This is a genomic window from Marinomonas polaris DSM 16579 (assembly GCF_900129155.1).
Lineage (GTDB): Bacteria > Pseudomonadota > Gammaproteobacteria > Pseudomonadales > Marinomonadaceae > Marinomonas > Marinomonas polaris.
Genome location: NZ_FQVF01000003.1, coordinates 217912 through 234619 on the forward strand (window position 1 = coordinate 217912; position 16708 = coordinate 234619).

Here is a 16708-nt window from a genome sequence, read left to right on the forward strand (position 1 = left end):
ACTACTTAATAAGGTCAGAAGCATCGTTTCTAGTAATATTAATATCAAGCATTTTCTCCAAAAAAAAACTTGGCGTCATCTGAGTAAAAAATTTAAAATCTTTAATTAAATGAGAATCATCATAGTATGAAAAACCCATAAAATCTGTGTGATTATTTTTTTGAAAACTTTCACCATATAAAACATCACTAATAATATTTTGAAAGCGAACAATGCGACTATATTGCTTTGGCGACATACCAATACTTTTATTAAACTTCTTTCTAAGCAATCGCTCACTTATCCCTATATCATTTGAAATATCTGTAATTCTCTTTGTTCCGTGGCTGTTTATAATTTTATCTATACAATAATCAATCAAATCTACTTTGTAGCCATCTAGCGCACCAGATTCTTTCAGCCAGTTTTCTAAAATTTTAATGCGAGAAGAAAAGCTAACAGCCAACGTTAAATCATCTAATAAACATGAATCGTCTTTAATAACCGCGCCCAATGGAATACCAAGATTTATTATTTCAGCATAAGGTATAAAAGATAATCTTCGGCTAACAGAAGTTGAAATACGAATGCCACAGTACATTTTTTCTTGCTGATAATTAATAGTCGTTGGTGTAATGACAGATCCCCAAAGGATAGCAGATTGGCACCCATCATCACAACAAAACTGAAAATCAGCACAACCATCTGCAATAACAATAGTTTCGTTAAAAACAGAAGTGCTAAATTGATAGTAAAGAACTGAAATATTGGAGTAATGAACAATACGTTCATTATAATTATTAAAGTCTAGTGCAAAACAATATTGAGCAGGAATCGAATGGTGGGCTTTCATATAAACCTCTTTTTTTAATAGTAGACTCCTTTCTAATGTTGAATGAAAAGCCATTATCAATTTTGATAATGGCTTTTTGATATCATCCGCAAAACATCTAGGTGTTACTGACTTAATTCGCTTACATTTTTTCTAAAGTAAGCAAGCGCTGCTTTTGCATCCACTTTACGATCAGATACAGAGTCAATCCACGCTTGATCTATTCCCTCTTCTAATTTGTCCATATCTTTTACGATAGCATCATCTTTAGAAAGATAGACCACGTTCACACCGTTCGCTTTTGCCTCCAAGATACCGTCTTGATCTTCTTTACCCCAAGCTGCGCCAGCGAGTCTTGAAAGCTTTTCACCTGATACACTCATGATAGCGTCTTGGTCTTTTTTGCTAAGACTGTCTAGCGTATCAGGGTTCATCACAATACTAAATGCGGTGGTATAAAGCCCTTTAGGGAACAAAATAAGGTCAGTCGTCACTTCATTTAATCGCAAGGTCTTTTGCTGCGAAGCCGGTAAAAATGTGCCATCTACCACACCTTGCTGCATCATTTCATAAGATTTAGGTGCAGGAGCAGAAACGGGTGTCACTTCTAAACGTTCAGCAAGAGTATTCACCAAACCACCACCAATACGCATTTTTTTACCTTTCAAATCGTCTAACGATTTGACTGGAAAGTTGGTATTCAACTGACCTGGACCATGTACAAACAAGGCAAGCAATTCAAGACCTCTGAATTCTTGGTCTGCTTTGAAGAATTTTTCATAGGTATGCCACAACGCCACAGAACCAACTTCTGCATCGGTTATTTCACCTGGGATTTCAGCCACACTGGCTAACTTAAATCGACCTGGCAAATAAGCGTTAACACTAAAACCTACATCATATACACCATCTTCTACGGCATCGAAAATCGTTTTAGGATCACCAGTATAGTTTTCGATAACCACTTCAACACGGCCCTCAGTCGCCTTTTCAACCCACTGCTTCCAAGTTGGCCAAACAATTGAGTTTTGCGAACTCGTTGGCGGTAACCAAGTAGCAACATGTAAAGTCGTCTCTGCAGCTGAAGCCAGTCCGGATGCTAAAATTGATGTACCGCAAACTGCCCAAAGTAGATTTTTTTTAACACTAATCATATTTATTATTCCTATAGTTTATGATTTACATTGATAAAAAATTAGCTCTCTCATAACAATGACTTTATATAAAATCAGTAAAAACCTCATAATTATGTAAAGTCAAAAACACCCTAACCATCAATAAAACACATTTTAAAAATCATTAGTCATATAAAAAATTAGGCAAAAACATCGATACTGGAACGATAAACACAATGATCAAAAGTCGAATAATATCCACACACCAAAACGGTGTAACACCTTTAAAAATAGTGCCCGCTTTTACATCTTTTAATACCGCACTTAATACAAAGACATTCATCCCGACCGGCGGGGTTATTAAGCTAATCTCCGTCACGACGACAACAACAATGCCAAACCAAACAAGGTCGAAGCCCAAGCTAGACACAAGAGGATAAAAAACCGGCACTGTCAGTAGCAACATGGAAAGACTTTCGAACACCATTCCAAGAATGATATAAATGGCGAGGATAACCATAATCACCAGCATAGGACTTAATTCCAAGGCCGTGACAAAACTCAATAAGGCGTCAGGCAAACCAGCTCGGGTAATAAAGTCCGAAAAGATAAACGCCCCGATCACAACACAAAACAACATGGCAGACGTTCGCGCTGTATCCACTAAGGTCTCAACGATTCCTCCAAAGCTCAGACTATGCCGAGCCAAACCAATAATTAGTGCTCCACCTGCACCAATACCAGCCGCTTCAGTCGGTGTAAATACACCTAAATAAATACCGCCCATCACAATAGTGAAAAGCAATAAAACGCCCCAAATACTCTTTAGAGCAACCATTCGTTCTTTAAAACCCATTCGCTCCCCAGCAGGGCCCGCCTTAGGGTTTCGCCATACAACGTAACGAACAGCACACATATAAAGAAAAATGCCCAACATGCCAGGAATAAAGCCAGCCGCAAATAACTCACGAATACTGGTTTGTGTTAGCAAGCCATAAATAACCAGGATAACGCTAGGAGGAATCAAGATGCCCAGTGTTCCACCTGCGGCGATAGATGCCGTTGCCAGACTATCCGCATAACCAAACTTACGCATTGGTGGCATAGCCACTTTTGCCATGGTTGCAGAAGTGGCCAAACTAGAACCACAAATAGCCGAAAAGCCACCACAAGCTAAGACTGTCGACATAGCTAGTCCACCTTTTCGATGCCCTAAAAAAGCATAAGAGGCGTTATATAATTCCTGAGATAAACCAGAACGAGTTACTAAATTCCCCATTAGAATGAACAAGGGAATCACTGATAAATTGTAGTCTTGTACTGTTCCTATCACCCGACTGGACGCCAGTGTCAGCGCTGAAGTCCAACGAAAAGACAGTACATTATCAAAACTTAGACCCTGCAAAATAGCAAAACCTAAAAAGCCAACCACTCCCATTGCAAAAGCGATCGGCATACGAATGATCAGAATTAAAAACAACAGAACGGCAAAGCCGATTAATACAACTGACATGCTACTCTCCAAACTGCTGTGATTCGTTATTGCCTTTCAGTACGCGATACGCACCGTAAGTCAACATACAAGCTGCCGTGATCCAGCTCATAATGGCGATATATTCGGTTAAATATCCAGTTGGTATTTTTAAATACTCGCTAACTTCTCCACGACGCAGAGAGCGCTCAGCCAGTTCATAAATACGAATGGCTAAGAAATAAAACGAAGAAGAGATAATAAATACTGAAAAGATGCCAAGCACTTTAACGATACGACTGCCTAAAATATGATCTAGCAAATCCACAACCACATGACTACCACGCCATGTAATCAACGGCATTTGAGCAAAAACCATAATAGCCAAGCCCATTTGAGTCAGTTCAAAGGCACCATTAATAGAATTATTAAACAGATAGCGGCCCACCACATCCACACAAGTAAGTGCCATCAACAAAAACAAAACCGTTGCAGAAATCCCTTCTAATACCAAACCAACCCAGCGATAGAGGTTTGGTTCTGGGTAATTTTTATCAATCCAGTCTCTTATCGACATAACAACTCCTAAATTCTTTTATTGTTTTAAACTAGGTAAAATGCGCAAGACTTGAAAAAGGGAGAATAACTCCCCCTTGTAATAATCAATCAAATTGCTTTTTAACTAAAGTTAAAATGTCGTAACTGGCAACTAATTCATCATGCTGGTTAGTGACTTGAACATCCCAAACCACCACACCTTGAGGTTCGCCTTTCGGACTTAACTTACCTTGGTCAATTTTGCGTTTGCAGGTTAAACGCGCTCGAATGGTGTCGCCAATTGGAACTGGAGTGATAAAGCGCAAGGTATCCAAGCCATAATTTGCCAATACCGGACCTTCTCCAGGAGAAACAAATAAACCCGCGGCAGCCGATAAAACAAAATAACCATGGGCAATACGCTGCTCGAACTGAGAATCGCGTGCGGCTATATCGTCGAAGTGCATATAGAAATGATCACCGGACAAACAACCAAAGTTCACTATGTCGGTTTCCGTAACAGTACGTCGATGAGTAAGCAAAGACTCGCCAATGCGAAGATCTTCGAAATAACGACGGAATGGATGCACATCACTTTCATAGGTTTCGCCACCACGAACATATTCTCCGGTGACCGCAGACAACATCGTTGGAGAACCCTGAATAGCAGCACGTTGCATGTAGTGTTTAACACCACGTATACCGCCTAATTCTTCACCACCACCAGCGCGTCCTGGACCACCATGCTTTAACATTGGCAGCGGAGAGCCATGTCCGGTAGATTCTTTTGAGGATGCTTCGTTCAAGATATGTACTCGGCCGTGCCATGCGGCTAAAGCGGGCACCACTTTTCTTGCAATCTCAGGGTCTTGAGTCACTAAAGTTGTTACCAAAGATCCCTTACCACGAGCTGCAAGCGCAATAGCATGGTCGATATTTTTATAAGGCATTAAGGTGCTGATTGGACCGAACGCTTCTATGTCATGCGCTCCGCCTTCTGCATCAGGATCATTACTCAGCAGCAAGGTAGGTTGCACAAAAGCACCTTTTTCTGAGCCTTTACCTAAAAGCTCAAAACTGTCTTCATGACCATAAACAACCTGACTGCTTTTTAATAACTCTTCAAGCTGCGCCAAGACGTCTGCTTTTTGCTCAAAAGAGGCCAATGCACCCATGCGAACGGTATCTAAATGCGGATCGCCGATAGACACTTTGGCAAGACGTGCGGTTAGGCGCTCTGAAACCGCCTGGACTTGATTTTCAGGAATCAATACACGACGAATCGCAGTACATTTCTGCCCTGCTTTCACAGTCATTTCACGTGCGACTTCTTTAATGAAAAGATCAAATTCTGGGCTATCTACTGATACGTCGGGCGCTAAGATGGCACAGTTCAATGAATCGGCTTCAGCATTAAAAGGAATAGAGTTATTGATGATATTCGGTGTGACTTTTAATTTGGCGGCAGTGCTCGCAGAACCCGTAAAAGTCACCACATCTTGACCATCCAAACGATCTAATAAGTCGCCAGTACGTCCAATGATTAACTGCAAACTGCCTTCTGGCAACAAACCAGACTCTTGCATCAAACGCACACAAGCCTCAGTCAAATAAGAGGTAGACGTCGCAGGCTTAACAATACACGGCATGCCCGCCAAAAAGTTAGCTGCGAATTTTTCTAACATGCCCCAAATTGGGAAGTTAAACGCATTGATATGTACGGCAACACCTTGGCGAGGCACCAAAATATGCGTACCGAAAAACTGCCCATCACGACCCAAAGGAAAGGCATCATCTTCGTGAATCAGGTTGCCGGATGGCAACTCACGTCGGCCTACGCTCGCGTACGCAAATAAAGTACCTGCACCACCTTCTATGTCTACCCAACTGTCATTGCGAGTCGCTCCAGTCAACAGAGAAATGGCGTATAACGACTCTTTATATTCGAGTAAATGTTTGCCTAAGTCGCGTAAACAAGACGCGCGACTTTGAAAGTCCATTGCCATTAAAGAAGCACGACCTTTGGTGCGGGCAAATTTCAGTGAACGGCCAAAATCAATGGTTTCAGCGTGTGTGTGATAAATCGTTTCACCGTTGACAGGGCTAGCTAACGCTTGTCCAGCTTGATTACCTAACCACTCCCCAGCAATAAAGCTTTGTAGAACTGGGCTTTTTAAAGTATGGCTTTGGCTCATAGTGTTCTCCATCGATGGCACATTCGCCACCGTCATCTTTGTTGTTTTTATGATGTATCGATCGTATTTTTTATGCTTTAACTTTCTTTATGCTTTCTTTCATGATCAGGCGAGTGATCAAGCAGAATTAGACTTGGTCAAAATCCAATACAACCTTCTTCGACACAGGGTAAGACTGACAAGAAAGCACATAACCCGCTTCCACTTCGTAGTCTTCAAGACCAATGCTGATGTCCATGTCCACTTCGCCTTCAACGACCTTGCATTTACAGGTAGAACACACGCCTGCTCGACACGAAAACGGCAGATCTGCACCATGCTCGTTACCCGCATTCAGCAAGTTTTCTGTATTCTGTTTCAGGTCAAAGCTCATTGCATGACCATCACGAATGACGGTAATTTCCGACATATCTGCATTGGCAGCAGCTTGTGCACGCTGCTCTCGTTTGCGCTCATTACCTGCCGCGGCAAACAGTTCAAAATGGATGTTTTCTTCTGGTGTACCAGACTCTTTTAATATGTCTCTAACCGTTTCCGTCATGGATTGAGGCCCGCAAATAAACGCCCCAGCCAATGTCTTCACATTCACCCAACGTTCAAATAAAGCACGGCATTTATCTTCATCAATGTGACCGTTATACAAATCGATATCTTGCTGTTCACGACTCAAGACGAAAATCAGATTCAAACGATCCATATAAGTGTTTTTTAGATCGGCAAGTTGATCTCGGAACATGGTGGAAGAAGTAGAACGATTACCATATAAAAGCGTGACTTTACTGTACGGCTCAGTGGCCAAAGTCGTTTTTGCAATAGACAGAATTGGGGTAATCCCACTGCCAGCGGCAACCAATAAATAGTCACCATGACGGGAAGGATCAAGCTCTGAATAAAAGTGCCCTAGCGGTGGCATTACCTCAAGAACATCACCAACCTTAATCGAATCATTAGCAAAGGTAGAAAAAAGCCCATCAGGCACACGCTTTATTGCTACTCGCATTTCATTGTCTTGAACGCCACTGCAAATAGAATAAGAACGACGTACTTCTTGGCCATCAATTTGAGTACGCAGTGTCAAAAATTGACCTTGTTTGAATTGATATCTCTGCGCTAAATCCTCTGGGATATCAAAAGCGAGCGAAATAGAATCACGAGTTTCACGACGTAAATCTGAAACGGTAAGTGAGTGAAATTGATTCATCTGTGTCTCCACGGCCACGTTATTTTTATCTATGGCTCAAATGCATTTAAAATAATCAAACGGTTCTAAACAGGACTTACACCGATACAAGGATTTGCAGGCTGTCGAGCCGAATTCACTTAATTGCTCAGTGTCTTCACTACCACAATTTGGACATTCAACTTGTGTAATTCCCGACAACAAAGAGCGCTTGTTTGAGCTCCCAACTGGAGGCGCAATCCCGTAGGCTTTAAGGCGGCTTCGACCCTGTTCGGTAATCCAATCGGTTGTCCAAGCTGGATCTAAACGCTGCGATACTTTCGGGTGTGAAAAGCCCGCATCTTGCAGCGCATCACGTATCGACGTTTCGATATATTCTGTCGCAGGACAACCTGAATACGTTGGTGTGACAACTACATAAAGATGTCCATCCGCCCAACTGACGTCCCGAACAATACCAAGGTCCATCACACTCACCACAGGTACTTCAGGATCCATGACGTCTTCCAGCACGCTATATGCTTGCTGGATATCGGCCTCGCTCCCTGAACGACCTTGTTGGTCGGTGGTAATTAACTCACCAGCTTGCATCGGGATAAGCTCGTTGTAAGAACTGCATTTCTGCCAATAACGTCCCCAAATGTTCTGAATGCATACCTGTTCGAGCACTCAAATAGAAAGTGTTTGGTGCATCAGGAAGCGTTAACGTCGCCTTTGCGAATACTTCGTTTACTGTCGCCAGCCATTGTTCCGGCAATTCGGTAAGCGCCGGAATATGTCCTGATTCAGACAGAGCCAATTCAGCGTCATTTTTTTCAACCAGTTCAAAGGTAAAACGCCAAACGATATCTACCGCTTTTTCCATGCGTTGATGACTTTCTTCGGTACCGTCACCTAAACGTTCAACCCATTGAGATGAGCGACGCAAATGGTAAGTCACTTCTTTTAATGATTTCGCTGCAATCGCCGCAATACGCTCATCGTTTGCACCTTTTAGCATCGTAAGCAGGTGAAACTGCCAAGCGTCATAGAAAAACTGTTTTGTCATGGTGACGGCAAAGTCACCATTAGGTTGTTCTACCAATAACAAATTACGAAACGCACGCTCATCACGGCGAAACGCTAATGTATCGGCATCTGTACCGTCGTTAATTCGTTCAGCGGCGTATTCATACCAATTGCGAGCCTGACCGACTAAGTCAAGACCGACGTTCATCATGCCCATTTCTTCTTCAAGAGCTGGAGCACGTCCTGTCCATTCGCATAACCGCTGAGCTTGGATCAAGGCACTGTCACCAAGACGCAATAAAAATTCAGTTAATTCATCGTATTTAGTCATAACCACCTCACATATGCCCTACTTCATCAGGCAGCTCATAAAAGCTGGCATGACGATAGACTTTGTCTTCTGATGGATCGAATAAAGGCTCTTTCTCATCACTCGCGGTTGCTGTGATTGATGCAGATGGCACAACCCAAATACTCACGCCTTCATTTCGACGCGTGTAAAGGTCTCTGGCATTTTCAATGGCCATTTCAGCATCCACTGCGTGAACACTGCCAACATGCTTGTGATTTAAGCCGTGTTTACTACGGATAAATACTTCAAAAAGTGTCCATTCAGACATGGGAGATACCTCAAAATTAGTTAGGCAGCAGCCTGTTGTTTTTGTTTTTTGTTTGCATGGGCTACCGCCGCTTCACGTACCCAAGCTCCGTCTTGAATCGCATTTCGACGCGTTTCCAAACGCTCTCGATTACAAGGGCCATTGCCTTTGAGAACCTCGTAGAATTCTTCCCACTGAATCTCACCAAAGTCGTAGTGACCACGCTCTTCATTCCATTTCAAATCAGGGTCTGGAACTGTGCAGCCTAATAGCTCTAGCTGCGGAATGGTTTGGTCAATAAAGCGTTGACGCAGTTCGTCATTGGTATGGCGTTTGATTTTCCATGCCATAGATTGAGCCGAGTTAGGAGACTCTGCATCGCTTGGGCCAAACATCATCAATGACGGCCACCACAAGCGATTGATGGCATCCTGTACCATGTCTTTTTGTGCTTGGATACCATGACGCATCATGTGCAAAAGGATTTCGTAGCCTTGGCGCTGATGAAAGCTTTCTTCTTTGCAGACTCGGATCATGGCACGAGAATAAGGGCCGTAAGAGGTACGTTGAAGGGGTACCTGATTGACAATCGCAGCGCCATCAACCAACCAACCCACAGCGCCCATATCGGCCCAATTAAGAGTTGGATAATTAAAAATACTTGAATACTTAGCACGACCAGAGTGCAGCTTTTCGATCTCTTCATCGCGATCCGCACCGAGCGTTTCCATCGCGCTATACAGATACAAACCATGGCCCGCTTCATCCTGAATTTTGGCCATAAGTTGCAACTTACGTTTCAAGGTTGGCGCGCGGGTCACCCAATTACCTTCTGGCAACATACCCACAATTTCAGAATGAGCATGCTGGGAAATTTGACGGATCAAGGTTTTGCGATAGTTATCTGGCATCCAGTTTTTAGCCTCGATTTTAATCTCGGCATCAATTTTTTCCTGAAATGCCCTTTCTTCTGGCCCCATTTCAGCTAGGGATTTTATTGCTTTCGTCCCTGTTTCAACCTGTTGTGCGTACATGAGAACATCTCCAATACCGTAGAAATAAGTCAGCTTCTTTATAAAAGAATAGACTAATGATACATAAATTCAAGTTAATTTTTAACTTTATGTATCATTTAATATTCTAATTTTCTGGCAACAGAAAATCCTAGCCCCTTAAAACAAGAGGCTACTCTTTATCAAATAGAAAGATTAATTAAACGGAAATTCGTTCGTCGTAGACGTGTTTAGCCTTGCCCTCTGAACGAGCTATGCTGCCTATTTCTCTGAGCTTAACGTTAATGCTGATCCCTATAGACGACTTCACATGGTGACGCAATTCATTAATGGCACCATTGATTTTTTGCTCATCAAAACCAGCACAATCAGGACGCAGCTCAACATGCACATCCATACTATCCATATTACCTTTGCGATACAGATGTATTTCATAGTTTTCTGAAAAGTGATTTACTTTAATTACTTCTTCTTCAATCTGCGTTGGGAAAACGTTCACACCGCGAATAATCATCATGTCGTCGCTACGGCCAGTAATTTTATCGATGCGGCGCATACGGCGAGCGGTTCCCGGCAATAATCGAGTTAAATCCCGCGTACGGTAACGAATCATTGGCAAGGCTTCTTTACTTAGGCTGGTAAACACCAACTCTCCCATCTCACCATCTGGCAGCACATCACCCGTATTCGGATCGACAATTTCAGGATAGAAATGATCTTCCCATACCGTAGGTCCATCCTGACTTTCTGCGCATTCCATCGCCACACCAGGCCCCATGATTTCAGACAAACCATAAATATCCATGGCACGAATACCAGCTCGCTCTTCTACTGAGCGACGTAATTCTTGAGTCCATGGCTCTGCACCAAAAATACCTAAACGCAACTTAAGCCCAAGCGGATCGATGCCTTGTTTTTCCATTTCATCTAGCAAGTTCAACATATAAGATGGCGTCACCATAATAATGTCAGGCTGAAAATCTTGAATCAGACGCACTTGCTTTTCGGTTTGCCCACCAGACATTGGAATAACCGTACAACCAAGACGTTCGGCGCCATAATGTGCACCCAAGCCGCCAGTAAACAGGCCGTAACCATAAGCATTATGTAGCATATCGCCTTTGCGCCCGCCCGCAGCACGGATCGAACGAGCCACGATGTTGGCCCAATTATCGATATCATTTTGGGTGTATCCAACGACCGTTGGCTTACCTGTCGTTCCACTTGATGCATGAAGGCGAACCACTTGATTCATCGGTGTCGCAAACATACCGTACGGATAGTTATCTCGTAGGTCCGATTTTGTAGTGAAAGGAAGTTTGGCAAGATCGTCCAACGTTTTAATATCATCAGGGTGCAACCCTAACTGATCAAATCGCTGTTTATACATAGGAACATTGCTATAAGCGTGATTGACTGTCCACTGCAAACGCTCTAATTGATGAGCTCGCAACTCATCAATACTGGCTGTTTCCATTGGGTCAAGTTGATCTGGATTAAACCGACTACGAATATCCATTGCTGCGCTCTCTCTGTTATTATTTTTAGAATTTAGTATTCATGGCTGTATTATTTTTTTGGTAACACAACCTTATTATTTTGACTGCTAGGTAAATTGAAACCGTTTTACGACTACAACGCGACGCATGACGCCCCACAACGTCACGACAGCCCACGACGTTACGAGCGAAGCCAAGACAAGGCAAAAACAGACGAAAAAGCAGAGTTTATGGGTTATAAATGAGCATTTTGAGTCTGTTTTTAACACAGTATTGGCGAGCACAGTAGTCGTTAATCAAGTCGCTCAATCACCATTGCTATACCCTGACCCACACCAATACACATAGTGCACAAGGCATACCGCTTATTCTTAATTTCCAATTCATTTAACGCGGTGGTAATCAATCGCGCACCACTCATCCCTAATGGATGACCTAATGCAATGGCACCGCCATTTGGGTTAACTCGAGCATCGTCATCTGCTAAACCAAGCTCGCGCAATACCGCCAAACCTTGTGACGCAAAGGCTTCATTTAATTCAATAACATCCATATCCTCTAAGGTAAGACCCACTTGCTCAAGTACCTTTTTAGACGCTGGAGCAGGACCAATTCCCATAATACGCGGCTCAACACCTGCCGCCGCCATACCCAATACTCGCCCACGCGCTTTTAAACCATATGTCGCTGCAGCTTCTTCGCTTGCCAATAACAAGGCACAAGCGCCGTCGTTAACACCAGACGCATTACCTGCTGTAACCGATCCTTTGCCATCGCGACGAAAAGGCGTAGCAAGATTCGACAACGCTTCCAAACTGGTGTCTGCGCGAGGATGCTCATCCTGACTAACCACGACTGGATCGCCTTTACGTTGCGGAATCACAACTGGGATAATCTCTTTCGATAGACGTCCATTTTCTTGAGCAACAGCGGTTTTCTGCTGGCTACGCAAAGCGAATAAATCTTGATCTGCGCGGGAAATATTAAACTCTTCCGCTACATTTTCAGCGGTTTCGGGCATAGAATGCACGCCAAACTGATCTGCCATCAGTTTATTAACAAAACGCCAGCCGATCGTCGTGTCATACATATCCGCTTGGCGCGAAAAAGCCTGATCTGCTTTACCCAATACGAATGGCGCTCGTGACATAGATTCGACACCACCCGCAATCATCAATCCCGCTTCACCAGCACGAATAGTTCTGGCTGCCAAGCCAACCGCATCCATACCAGAACCACACAAACGATTGATCGTCGAACCTGGCACACTATGAGGAAGCCCTGATAACAAAGAAGACATTCGAGCCACATTGCGATTGTCTTCACCTGCTTGGTTCGCACAGCCATACAAGACATCGTCTACTTTTGACCAATCAACCGTCGGGTTTCGATCCATTAGAGATTTAATCGGAATAGCACCCAAATCGTCTGCCCTAACTTTAGAAAGCGCGCCGCCGTAACGTCCAATCGGCGTACGGATAGCATCAATAATAAGAGCATCACTCATTTATGTTCTCCTGTGAAAGTATCTCGCCTTTAACGCGGTAAGATTTGCCGTGAAATATAGCGATCAATTGATCTTGTTGGTTATGAACCTCTACGTCGTAGTTTCCTGTCCGCCCACCACGACTTTTCTCACAACAGCTTGCGGTAAGCACATCACCTTGATAAGCAGGTGCAACGTAATCAATAGAACAGCCAAGCGCGACAGTCGGTTGGTTGTAGGTATTACAGGCAAACGCAAAAGCCGAATCGGCCAAGGTAAACATATAGCCGCCGTGGCAAGTTTTATGCCCTTGCAACATAAAGTCTTGCACTGTCATGCGAACTTGCGACTGACCCGGCGCAGAAAATAGCAACTCAATACCTAAATGCTGAGTGGCAACATCTCGCTCATACAAAGCTTGTGCGCAACGCTCAGCAAGCTGCACTTTCATTTGTTCTTCAGTAAAGTTATTGGACATGGAAGTTTCCTTCTAACATAGCGATACGACGAATTAACAAAGAAGGACGGTAACGGTCCTCACCATATGACTGCTGCAAGTTACGCAACACCGTTTCCACATCAGCAACACCAATAGATTCTGCCCACGCCAGTGGACCTTTCGGATAATTCACGCCAAAACACATGGCCGTATCGACACCTTCTGCCGTTGCGACGCCCTGCAAAACCGCATCAGCGGCCTCGTTCGCCAACATAGCGACCGTTCGCATCACGACCAAAGCTGGCGAATCCACTACTTCACTTACCTTAATTCCAAGCTGATCAAGACACTGAACAACGTCATTAAACGCGCCCTCAGATGTCGATGCTGAACGACTCAAGGCAATATGTGTTGCACTCTGATAATCCAGTGCCAAGTCCACCAAAACAAGATCGCTTAACTGCTCATCTTTGGCTCGTTCACACGCCATACGTCCGTCGGTTAACGCCAGCAAGGCACTACCAATTTTTAGATAGCCTTTCGCCAACCCAGAAGCTTTAGTCACTTGAATACCAGCCTGAGACAAACGCTCAACCAATCCAGTAAGATGGCCAATCTCTTCTGACACTTCACACTGAATATTGCTCGCATTAGTCGAAGACGAGACAGAGACGATTTGAGCCTCAGGCTTTTCGGCACCCTCTTGATAAGAATAAAAACCTTGACCAGTTTTCCTCCCTAAAAAGCCAGCATCTACTAAGTCTTTTTGAATCAAAGAAGGCTGAAAACGAAAATCGCCATAATAAGCATCGAACACAGAACAGGTGACGGCATAATTCACATCATGACCTATCATATCGGTCAGTTCAAAAGCGCCCATTCGAAAACCACCAGCGCCTTTTAACAAAGCATCCAGAGTCGCACAGTCGGCCACTTGCTCTTGTCGTAATCGAAAGCTTTCAGCATAAAAAGGACGTGCCACTCGATTGACAATAAAACCCGGAGTAGAAGCGGCATAAACAGGCTTTTTCCCCCAATTCAAAGCGGTTTCATAAACACAGGCCGCGACATCAGAATCCGTTGCCAAACCAGACACCACTTCAACCAACTTCATAATCGGAGCTGGATTAAAGAAATGCATTCCCACCATGCGTTCGGGATGTTTCATTCCCGCCGCTAAACGGGTAATAGAGATAGAAGAGGTATTACTGGCTAAAATACAATTCGCTGAACAAATCGTTTCCAAGGCATCAAAAATACTTTTCTTAACGTCAATATTTTCAACGATGGCTTCCACCACCAACCCAGTATCAGACAATTCATCCAGCGTGTTTGCCACCGACAAGCGAGCTAATATTTGTTGCACCTGCTCAGCCGTAAACTTATTGCGCTCCACCAATTTCGCTAATTGCTTTGCCATTGAATCGATAGACGTTTGAGCAACCCCTTCGCGGTTGTCATAAAGCTTCACTTGATGACCCGCTTGAGCGGCCACCTGCGCTATCCCTGCGCCCATTGCGCCAGCACCAATTACTCCAATCACCGCACTTTGATTTAAAGCAGACATAATTATTCCCCTTTAAATTCTGGAGTACGTTTTTCCATAAATGCTTTTACGCCTTCACGGTAATCCTGCGTCTGACCCGCCATTCGCTGTAAATCACGCTCAACATCTAGTTGAGTATTAAAATCGTGATCAAAACTTTGATTGAGTGCACGCTTAACAAAAGACAAACCTTTGGTTGGTTGAGTTGCCAGACGACGCGCCAACGACATTGCCTCTTCGCGCAAATTTTCATCGTCTACGACTTTATAAATCATTCCCCACTCCAGCGCTTTTTCCGCCATAAGTGGCTCGCCTAACAACGCCAACTCTTTGGCTCTTGCTATACCGATCAAGCGCGGTAAAAACCAGGTTCCACCTGAGTCAGGTATTAAACCGATCTTACAAAAAGCCTGAATAAATTTGGCAGAACGCGCCGCAATAACCAGGTCGCACGCCAAAGGAATATTCGCCCCAGCACCTGCCGCCACACCATTAACAGCACATATCACTGGCATTGGAAAAGCCTGTAACTGTTTAATCAGTGGATTGTAAAAACGTTCTATTGAAATACCCAGATCAGGTGACGCGGCATTAGGATCAACATTACGATCAGACAAATCTTGCCCAGCACAGAAACCTCGCCCCTCAGCCGTTAAAACCAGCGCCCTAACCTGCTTGTCTTTTAGAGCGGATTTTAGTGCTTGCTGCACTTCAAGGTGCATGGCTTCATTAAAGCTATTAAGCGCCTTGGGGCGATTTAAGCTCAGTAATGCCACACCAGAATCAACCGAATATAGAATGTGTTCGAAGCTCATTTACTATTGCCTCTCTAAAAATTGAAAAATAACGCCAGAAAATTAGCGACCAGAAAAGTTGGGCTGACGTTTTTCTTTAAACGCCATAATCCCTTCTTTCCTATCTTCAGTACCTGCCAGCACAGTAAAAGCATGGCGTTCAAAACGCAGGCCTGTTGCTAAGTCAGTATCCATGCCTTTTAGAATGGATTCTTTTGCTAAGCGCACAGCAAGGCTGCCTTTACTCGCAATGACTTTCGCCAAAGCCAAAGCTCTGGTAACAGTAAGTTCAGGTTGGGTTATTTCACTAATGAGACCAGCATCTTTTGCCTGCTGGGCATTGATAGGTTGACCGGTAAGCACCATTTGCATGGTGAGAGATTTACCAACAGCGCGTAACAGACGTTGGGTTCCGCCTGCTCCAGGCATGATACCTAGATTGATTTCAGGTTGACCAAATTGCGCATCACGACCGGCAATAAGAATATCCGCATGCATGGCCAACTCGCAGCCACCACCCAAACAGTAACCATTAATGGCAGCAATAACGGGTTTAGAGAAACGCGTTATACGCTGCCAATATTGCTGACGCGGATCATTCAGCATACCAACGAGATCACGTTCTGCCATCTCATTAATATCGGCTCCAGCAGCAAACGCTTTCGAGCTTCCAGTAAGAACCAAAACTCGAATATCATCCGATGCCTCAGCGACATCCATAACATCGTATAATTCTGCCAATAGCTCTGTCGTTAATGCATTCAATGCTTCTGGACGGTTCAACTGTACCAACTGAACCCCACTTTCAGCCTGATGCACCACCAATGATTGGTAATTTTTATTTGTCATTTGATTCAAACACTCGATCTTATTGTTATTAATTCGCTCAGCCAAACACACTCTAGCGAGCTCAATCGCGTTTCACTTAATATAAAGATGAACCATAATTAGATACAAAACAATAATAAATTTAAATTTTTACGTATCCCTTTAGTTAGACAAACAAATAAAACCA

At 43.8% G+C, this 16708-nt stretch carries 16 protein-coding genes; all 16 read right to left on the reverse strand.

The window, feature by feature from the left end; genetic code table 11:
• Nucleotide 1: 1 nt before the first annotated feature.
• Complete coding sequence (locus BUA59_RS03080) at nt 2–832, reverse strand: helix-turn-helix domain-containing protein (RefSeq protein WP_072838256.1); 831 nt, start codon at nt 830–832, stop codon at nt 2–4.
• Between the two features lie 104 nt (nt 833–936).
• A complete protein-coding gene (locus BUA59_RS03085) occupies nt 937–1965 on the reverse strand; it encodes a TRAP transporter substrate-binding protein (RefSeq protein WP_072838257.1) in 1029 nt (342 codons plus the stop codon).
• Between the two features lie 145 nt (nt 1966–2110).
• Nucleotides 2111–3439 carry a TRAP transporter large permease gene (locus BUA59_RS03090; RefSeq protein ID WP_072838258.1) on the reverse strand — a complete coding sequence of 443 codons (1329 nt, stop codon included), beginning with the start codon at nt 3437–3439 and terminating at the stop codon, nt 2111–2113.
• A gap of 1 nt (nt 3440) precedes the next feature.
• Nucleotides 3441–3974: a TRAP transporter small permease gene (locus BUA59_RS03095; protein WP_072838259.1), complete on the reverse strand. Its 534-nt coding sequence runs from the start codon at nt 3972–3974 to the stop codon at nt 3441–3443.
• Nucleotides 3975–4059: 85 nt separating this feature from the next.
• Complete coding sequence (gene paaZ / locus BUA59_RS03100; RefSeq protein ID WP_072838260.1) at nt 4060–6129, reverse strand: phenylacetic acid degradation bifunctional protein PaaZ; 2070 nt, start codon at nt 6127–6129, stop codon at nt 4060–4062.
• Nucleotides 6130–6256: 127 nt separating this feature from the next.
• Nucleotides 6257–7330: a 1,2-phenylacetyl-CoA epoxidase subunit PaaE gene (gene paaE / locus BUA59_RS03105; RefSeq protein WP_072838261.1), complete on the reverse strand. Its 1074-nt coding sequence runs from the start codon at nt 7328–7330 to the stop codon at nt 6257–6259.
• Nucleotides 7331–7366: 36 nt separating this feature from the next.
• Nucleotides 7367–7900: a 1,2-phenylacetyl-CoA epoxidase subunit PaaD gene (paaD, locus tag BUA59_RS03110; protein WP_072838262.1), complete on the reverse strand. Its 534-nt coding sequence runs from the start codon at nt 7898–7900 to the stop codon at nt 7367–7369.
• Nucleotides 7887–8648 carry a 1,2-phenylacetyl-CoA epoxidase subunit PaaC gene (gene paaC / locus BUA59_RS03115; RefSeq protein ID WP_072838263.1) on the reverse strand — a complete coding sequence of 254 codons (762 nt, stop codon included), beginning with the start codon at nt 8646–8648 and terminating at the stop codon, nt 7887–7889. The genes paaD and paaC overlap by 14 nt, the downstream gene beginning before the upstream one ends.
• 7 nt (nt 8649–8655) lie before the next feature.
• Entirely contained in the window at nt 8656–8937 is a 282-nt protein-coding gene (gene paaB, locus BUA59_RS03120; protein WP_072838264.1) for a 1,2-phenylacetyl-CoA epoxidase subunit PaaB, read from the reverse strand.
• 20 nt (nt 8938–8957) lie between these two features.
• The gene (gene paaA, locus BUA59_RS03125; RefSeq protein WP_072838265.1) at nt 8958–9950 is read right to left on the reverse strand and encodes a 1,2-phenylacetyl-CoA epoxidase subunit PaaA; all 993 of its coding nucleotides are present in this window, start codon (nt 9948–9950) and stop codon (nt 8958–8960) included.
• Between the two features lie 178 nt (nt 9951–10128).
• The gene (gene paaK, locus BUA59_RS03130) at nt 10129–11448 is read right to left on the reverse strand and encodes a phenylacetate--CoA ligase PaaK (protein WP_072838266.1); all 1320 of its coding nucleotides are present in this window, start codon (nt 11446–11448) and stop codon (nt 10129–10131) included.
• 272 nt (nt 11449–11720) lie between these two features.
• Nucleotides 11721–12935, reverse strand: a complete 1215-nt coding sequence (gene pcaF / locus BUA59_RS03135) for a 3-oxoadipyl-CoA thiolase (protein ID WP_072838267.1) — start codon at nt 12933–12935, stop codon at nt 11721–11723.
• Nucleotides 12928–13392 carry a hydroxyphenylacetyl-CoA thioesterase PaaI gene (paaI, locus tag BUA59_RS03140; protein WP_072838268.1) on the reverse strand — a complete coding sequence of 155 codons (465 nt, stop codon included), beginning with the start codon at nt 13390–13392 and terminating at the stop codon, nt 12928–12930. Before paaI ends, pcaF begins: the two co-directional genes overlap by 8 nt.
• Nucleotides 13382–14920 (reverse strand): 3-hydroxyacyl-CoA dehydrogenase PaaH, encoded by a 1539-nt coding sequence (paaH, locus tag BUA59_RS03145; protein WP_072838269.1) that lies wholly within the window; start codon nt 14918–14920, stop codon nt 13382–13384. The genes paaI and paaH overlap by 11 nt, the downstream gene beginning before the upstream one ends.
• A 2-nt stretch (nt 14921–14922) precedes the next feature.
• Complete coding sequence (gene paaG / locus BUA59_RS03150; RefSeq protein ID WP_072838270.1) at nt 14923–15714, reverse strand: 2-(1,2-epoxy-1,2-dihydrophenyl)acetyl-CoA isomerase PaaG; 792 nt, start codon at nt 15712–15714, stop codon at nt 14923–14925.
• 42 nt (nt 15715–15756) lie between these two features.
• Nucleotides 15757–16542 carry a 2,3-dehydroadipyl-CoA hydratase PaaF gene (paaF, locus tag BUA59_RS03155; protein ID WP_072838418.1) on the reverse strand — a complete coding sequence of 262 codons (786 nt, stop codon included), beginning with the start codon at nt 16540–16542 and terminating at the stop codon, nt 15757–15759.
• Nucleotides 16543–16708: the final 166 nt, after the last annotated feature.